This window comes from Psychrobacter sp. 4Dc (genome assembly GCF_002836715.1).
GTDB lineage: Bacteria > Pseudomonadota > Gammaproteobacteria > Pseudomonadales > Moraxellaceae > Psychrobacter.
On sequence record NZ_PJAT01000018.1, the window covers coordinates 1 to 6,732 of the forward strand.

The window sequence follows — 6,732 nt, forward strand, 5'->3', positions numbered from 1 at the left end:
ATATAATTCCAACTTAATAAAACAAAAGAAAAATCTACTTCCTAGACTTATGTCAGGTAAAATGTCAGTTGATGATTTAAATGTTCATTACCCACCGTCTATGCAGACAAGTAGCGAAACTGAAGAAAAATAAAAATATCTATAGGAATAGAAGTATGGCAAAAGTGACATATAATTTCATCAGTGAAGATAAAATTGAAAAAGCTTGTATCAAGTTTTTGCAGCAGCGCTATTCCTATCAGCATATTGATTGCACTACTATCGACCCTGAAGATCTTAACGATGGCTCAAATCGTACCGACAAGCGTGACGTCGTATTCAAAGAGCGCTTAGTTGCTAAATGCATGCAGCTAAACCCTGACGTCCCTGAGGCCACTATCTTATCAGCAGTAAAGGACATCATGAGTCGACGTGTATCGATGTCTACTCTCAAAGCCAATAAGCAAATATATAGCTATATTCGTGATGGCATTAACGTCACTTATGAAGACGCTAAGGGTGTTAAGCGCGAAAATATACCCTTACGTCTCATAGACTTCGATATCCCTACTAATAATGAGTTCTTATTAGTAACACAGCTAACCATTAAGACGACTGGTCTTGAACCTATCAGAAAGTACCGTCGTCCTGATATATTGCTCTATATCAACGGTATGCCGATTGTTTTCTTTGAACTCAAGAATTCTAACGTCAAGCTACAAAACGCTTTGACGGATAATTTGACCAACTACAAAAACGATATCCCACAGCTATTTTTATATAATGCCTTTTGCATCCTATCTAATGCATCAGATACTAAGGTAGGGAGCTTTACTGCCGACTGGGAAAATTTCTATCCTTGGTTAAGGGTGGATGATGAGAAAGAAAAAGTAGATAAGCAGGAGATTGAAACTCATGGTAATAGCATCGAGTACTTGCTTGCAGGGCTGTTTAGACCTGAGCGGCTATTAGACTACATCGAAAACTTCATTCTATACCAAAACGAGAAAGTAAAGATCGTCGCTCAGAATCATCAATTTTTGGGCGTTAAGCATGCTTTTGCGAATTTCTTAATTAGAGATCAATTGCAAGGGCGTTTGGGCGTATTTTGGCATACGCAAGGTTCAGGTAAGAGCTTTGCCATGGTGTTCTTTATCCGTAAGGTGTTCCGTAAGTGTGCAGGTAATTTTAGCTTTGTGGTCATCACAGATAGAGATGATTTAGACAAGCAGATCTCCAAGAACTTCTTGGCAACAGAGGCGGTAAAAGAGACGGAAATTGCTAAGCCGAAAAATAGTTATCAGATGCGTGAAATGCTTGGTCAGAATCTGAAAATTGTATTTACGCTCATTCAGAAGTTCCGTTATGAGAAGGGTGAGAAGTACCCGTTACTTTATGATAAAAATGAAAGAGAAATTATCGTTATCGTAGATGAGGCGCATCGTACCCAATACGATACGCTCGCTGACAACTTGCGTTTAGGGCTTGAAGGCGCACATTTCTTAGCATTTACAGGCACACCTATTCTTAAGAATAAGAAAACTAAGCAGTGGTTTGGTGAGTATGTATCTGAATATACCTTCCAGCAAGCCATTGAGGATCACGCAACGTTACCTCTGTTTTATGAAAAACGTGTTCCAGAGGTGCTATTACAGAATGACGCATTGAATGATGAGTTAGCAGAGATATTAGAAGACGAAGATCTATCTGATGCACAGCGAGAGAAATTAGAAAATAACTTTTCAACACAGCTTGAGGTTATCAAGCGTGATGACCGCTTGGATACTATAGCAGCCGATATTGTTTACCATTTCCCTCGACGTGGGTATCGCGGTAAAGGTATGGTGATATCGGTTGATCAGTTTACCACGGTTCGCATGTATGACAAGGTTACGGAATTATGGAAAAAAGAACAACGTAAGCTACAAGGTCGAATCAATCAAACTAAGAACGATTTAGAAAAAGTCCGTCTTAAAAACCGTCTTAAGTATATGCAAAATGTTGAAATGGCAGTTGTTATTAGTAGCCCTGCCTCTGAAAAAGAGCGCTTCGAAAAGCAGGGACTGGAAATTCAAAAGCATATCAATAGACTGACGCAGCAGCAGCCGAATGGTCGAGATATAGAAGATGATTTTAAGGACGCTGAGCATCCATTACAGCTGGTTTTTGTATGTGCCATGTGGCTAACAGGTTTCGATGCACCCACTGCTTCAACGCTATACATTGATAAGCCTATGAAGGGTCATACGCTGATGCAAACCATCGCAAGGGCGAACCGTGTGACCTCTTTCAAGACTAGAAATGATAGTGGGCAGTTGGTAGAAAAAACCAATGGTGAGATTATTGATTACTACAATGTGTTCAGGAATCTTAAGTCTGCGCTAAAAGATTATGGTCAAGGCACGGACTCAGGAGATGGTACAGACCCCGTACAAGACAAGTCAGTATTAATTAACTTATTGGATGAAGCGATAGCTGAAACTCTTACATTTTGTCTGTCTCATGAAGTAGATTTGATGAAAATTATTGAAGCTAAAGAAGTTTTCAAGCAAAACGCTTTATTTGCTGATTATGCTAATACTATGCTATCGCAGGATTTCATACGTAAAACGTTCAATGTACACTTCAATGTAGTTGCTGGTCTGTATGAAGCGGCTAAACCTACGATTCTCAGTCAACCAAGACCTATTGTCAGTGTTATGCAGTTCTTGCACACGTTTATTGCCAATAAAATTGATCAAGACGATTTGGATGAGCAAGCCGCTCAGGTTTCAAGCTTGCTAGATCGTAGTGTTGTAGTAGATAGTAACAATACTAGCTCAGTAGCAGAACCAGTAAGCGAGTACCAAATCACTAAAAGCGCTAGTTGGAATCTCGCTAATGTAGATTTCGAGCAGTTGAGAATCGAGTTTAAGCAAACTGAGCATAAACACATCGCTATAGCTGACATGAAGAAATTCATTGAGAAAAAAATCAAACAGATGCTTAAGACTAATCAAGGACGAGTAAACTTTGCAGAGCGGTATCGTACTATTATCGACCGATATAATGCTGGAGCAACCCAAACAGAAGAGTTCTTTGAGGAGTTGCAAAAGTTTGCTCAAGATTTGAAAGAGGAAGATCAGCGCCATGTTCGTGAAGGCTTAACAGAAAATGAGTTGGAAGTATTTGATTTGTTGGCTAAAGAAAAACTGACGAAGAAAGAGGAGCAGGCAGTTAAGCTTGCAGCTAAAGACCTTATCAAGTCTTTAGTTGATGCATCACCCAAAGTATTAGTACAGGACTGGTGGAGAGACTCTCATACTAAAGCAAAGGTACGATCTTTAATTGAAGAGGTTCTAGATGGAGACCTTCCTGATTCCTACGATAAAGAAATCTTCGAGAACAAGGTGACTCAGGTTTTTGATTTACTACAGCACTTGGCTATTAATGACGAAAAATGGGCTAGCTAACTTAACTGGTAAATCAAGAAAGTGTAAATTTTAAAGCTATAATACCAATATACTTTACAATATACTTTACACTTAATATAAAATTATCCATAATATGTATATTACATATGAAGTATAGTTTTTAAGTAACGATATCAGGTATACATAACCCTTCTGAGGAATACATAATTAAGTAACGTTGATTAAGTTAGATAGAGCCTATGTGAATAGGCTCTTTTTTTATATCTTTAATATAAAAAAAGTTTATAATATATTTATGAATAACATACATGATTTAATGTTGATTAAAGGGTTCGTCATATGTCTCAAATTAAGAATTTGGTATTTAGTAATGGCGAGAGATATCCAATCCTAATAGATTCAGATGGTACTCCTGACTATTGGGTTACTTTATATGTAACAGAGAAGCTAAGACCTTCTCAAACACAGTCTGCAATCATTAATACTCTTGGGCATTTAGTACACCTTAAATTATGGGAGGAGATTAATAGTCGAAACCTTATAGAAGAGTTTACAGAATGTAAGTTTCTAAGTAATGAAGATGTCTACTCTATTCGTGATCATTGTATGTTGGATAGTAGAAGCTTGAGAAAATGGTTGAAAAGATCGAGGAGAAATACTGTAAGGTTTCCGTCAGCATCAACTGCGAATTTCACACCTATCCAAAGTGAACCGCCCCGACTATATCGGAGAGTGTTTTACTTGAGTCAGGCAGCAATGCCTGACAGGGTTAAATTGTCATAATACCGCTTTTCAAACTCAAAAGGCGACACATAACCAATCGTGCTATGCAGTCGTGTTTTATTGAACCAGTCCACCCATTCAAGCGTTGCCAGTTCAACATCACTTACACCGTTCCAGCTCTGCTTTAAATAATGAATCACCTCAGACTTGTAAAGGCCATTGACTGTCTCGGCCAAGGCATTGTCATAAGAATCCCCTGTTGTGCCAACGGAGGCAATAACACCAGAGTCCGTCATCTTATCTGTATAGCGAATGGATAAATACTGAACCCCGCGATCACTATGATGAATCACATCTTTAGGATTATTCCTGTATGCAATGGCCTGATTGAGCGCTGCCATCACCATATCGGTGTTCATGCGATTAGACACCTTCCAGCCCACAATAGCGCGAGCAAACACATCAATAATAAAAGCCGTGTATACCCAGCCGCTAGTTGTCTTGATATAAGTGAAGTCCGCAACCCATAGCTGGTTAGGGCGGTGGGCGCTAAAGTTACGATTGACTAAATCATTCGCCCGCAGCTGATCATCACGACTATTGGTAGTAATCTTACTCTTACCGCGCCAAACCCCTTGCATACCGTGCTGCTTCATTAGTCGCTCAATAGTACAACGAGCGACATGAATGCCGTCTGCTTTCATCTGCTGCCAGACTTTACGAGCGCCATAGCGGCACTTGCTATCCTGCCAGATGCGCCTGATCTCGCTGATGTAGAAGTCATCATGGTGGCAACGCAATGAGCGCTTGTGTGGGTTGTTGCTTAAGTCTTTAGCGCGATAATACGTTGATTGGGCAATCGGTAATACTCGACAAATTGGCTCGACCCCATAGAGGTGTTTGTAATCATCAATAAACTGAGTCATTATTTCGGTGGGCGGCCGAGCTCCGCCTGGGCGAAAAAAGCAGCAGCCTTACGTATAATCTCATTGGCTTGCTTAAGCTCGCGACATTCGCGTTCAAGCTCTTTGATGCGCTCTTTGTCACTTTGAGCTTGCACTGAGGCAGGAATGGTTTGATCAATGTGCTTTTTATGCCACGATCGTAGGGTTTCAGGCGTACAGCCAATCTTAGGGGCGATGGCTTGAATAGCTGACCACATAGAGGGATAGTCACCTGCCACTTCAATCAGCATCCGAACGGCGCGTTCTTTGATCTCAGGAGTATAAGTTTGTCTTTTCATTGTCGTATTCTCTCAGAATGTTGAGTCTCCGACAATATCGGGGCGGTTCAATATCGTAGCCACACGTATCATAAGATCATCAAGCAGCATAATTTTAGAGGATCAATGAGTGGTAAAGGCAACTGCTTCGATAATGCACCTATAGAAAGCTTCTGAGGTATATTAAAGAATGAGCTTGTATACCATCAGGACTATACAACAAGATTTACAGCGATCAACGAGATCACACAATATATCGAGTTATAATACAATCAGACGAGAATTCAAAAGGGTTTAGGCTATAGAATATCAAGACAGGCGTGGTTTGACTTTTATCGTCAAGCTACGTAACTAAAATCCCCCAAATTTAATTGTACGGATTTGATGGCATGGGTCAAAAGATTGCTAACACCATATTATGTATAGTGTTAGCAATCTTTGTTTAGTTATTATCTTACTTAGGTGATGTGCTGAATATTGAAGCTTGAATAGATATTATGCTAAATTATTTCCTATGTTCATATAACAATACTGAAGTAATATTATAATAGCTGCTCACGAAGTACGTTTTTTAAAACTTTCCCCACACCATTGCGTGGCAATGAATCTATAAACACAGTTTTTTTAGGGCACTTAAATGATGCAAGCTGTGTTTTACAGTAGTTTAGGATATCATCATTATTGAGGTTCTCACCTGCCTTCATAACGACAAAAGCTACAGGAACCTCTCCCCATTTTTCATCTGATAGACCCACTACAGCAACTTCTGATACTTCTTTTATTCCTATTAGTACTTGCTCAACCTCTGCAGGGTAGATATTTTCTCCACCAGAAATTATCAAGTCTTTCAGACGATCTACTACGTATAGAAAACCATCTTCATCGAAATAGCCAATATCTCCAGTGGCAAACCAACCTTTTCGAAAAGCAGCAGTGGTTGCCTCTTTATTATTCCAATACCCTGCGAAGACGGCACTACCACGACAAAGTATCTCACCACGAGTTCCAATTTCTAGACTCGCACCAGTGACAGGATCAGCTATCTTCAACTCCATTAAATAAGCAGGCTTACCATGAGAGTCCGCTTTTTCAGGATTCATAGAAGTGAACCGCCCCCGTATTGTCGGAGACTCAACATTCTGAGAGAATACGACAATGAAAAGACAAACCTACACTCCTGAGATTAAAGAACGCGCCGTTCGCATGCTGATTGAAGCGTCGAGCGACTATCCTTCTACATGGTCAGCCATTCAAGCCATAGCGTCAAAGATTGGCTGTACGCCTGAGACCCTGCGATCCTGGCATAAAAAGCACATAGACCAAACCATTCCCGCCTCAGTGCAGGCTCAAAGTGACAAAGAGCGTATCAAAGAGCTTGAACGCGAACGCAGAGAA

At 40.2% G+C, this 6,732-nt stretch carries 4 protein-coding genes, 1 pseudogene and 1 other annotated feature; of the genes and pseudogenes, 3 read left to right on the forward strand and 2 right to left on the reverse strand.

All coding sequences use genetic code 11. The features are described from left to right. The first annotated feature begins 155 nt into the window (after nt 1-155). Nucleotides 156-3,431, forward strand: a complete 3,276-nt coding sequence (locus CXF61_RS01550) for a type I restriction endonuclease subunit R (RefSeq protein WP_165596911.1) — start codon at nt 156-158, stop codon at nt 3,429-3,431. Between the two features lie 707 nt (nt 3,432-4,138). Here CXF61_RS01550 and CXF61_RS01555 read toward each other — a convergent pair. Further along, a protein-coding gene (locus CXF61_RS01555) for an IS3 family transposase (protein WP_413775319.1) occupies nt 4,139-5,358 on the reverse strand; the annotation gives its coding sequence in 2 pieces (ribosomal slippage) (nt 4,139-5,082 and nt 5,082-5,358; 1,221 coding nt in all). Beyond that, nucleotides 4,967-5,083, reverse strand: a sequence feature (AL1L pseudoknot). Its footprint overlaps the gene before it by 117 nt. Before the next feature lie 48 nt (nt 5,359-5,406). Here CXF61_RS01555 and CXF61_RS01560 point away from each other — a divergent pair. Then, nucleotides 5,407-5,688, forward strand: a pseudogene (locus CXF61_RS01560) (IS3 family transposase); the annotation flags it as partial. 191 nt (nt 5,689-5,879) lie between these two features. On the opposite strand, the gene CXF61_RS01565 reads toward CXF61_RS01560, so the two are convergent. Further along, nucleotides 5,880-6,437 (reverse strand): AMP-binding enzyme, encoded by a 558-nt coding sequence (locus CXF61_RS01565; RefSeq protein WP_165596913.1) that lies wholly within the window; start codon nt 6,435-6,437, stop codon nt 5,880-5,882. Nucleotides 6,438-6,492: 55 nt separating this feature from the next. Here CXF61_RS01565 and CXF61_RS01570 point away from each other — a divergent pair. After that, nucleotides 6,493-6,732 (forward strand): transposase (locus CXF61_RS01570; RefSeq protein ID WP_165596914.1); only part of this gene is annotated, 240 nt, incomplete at its 3' end.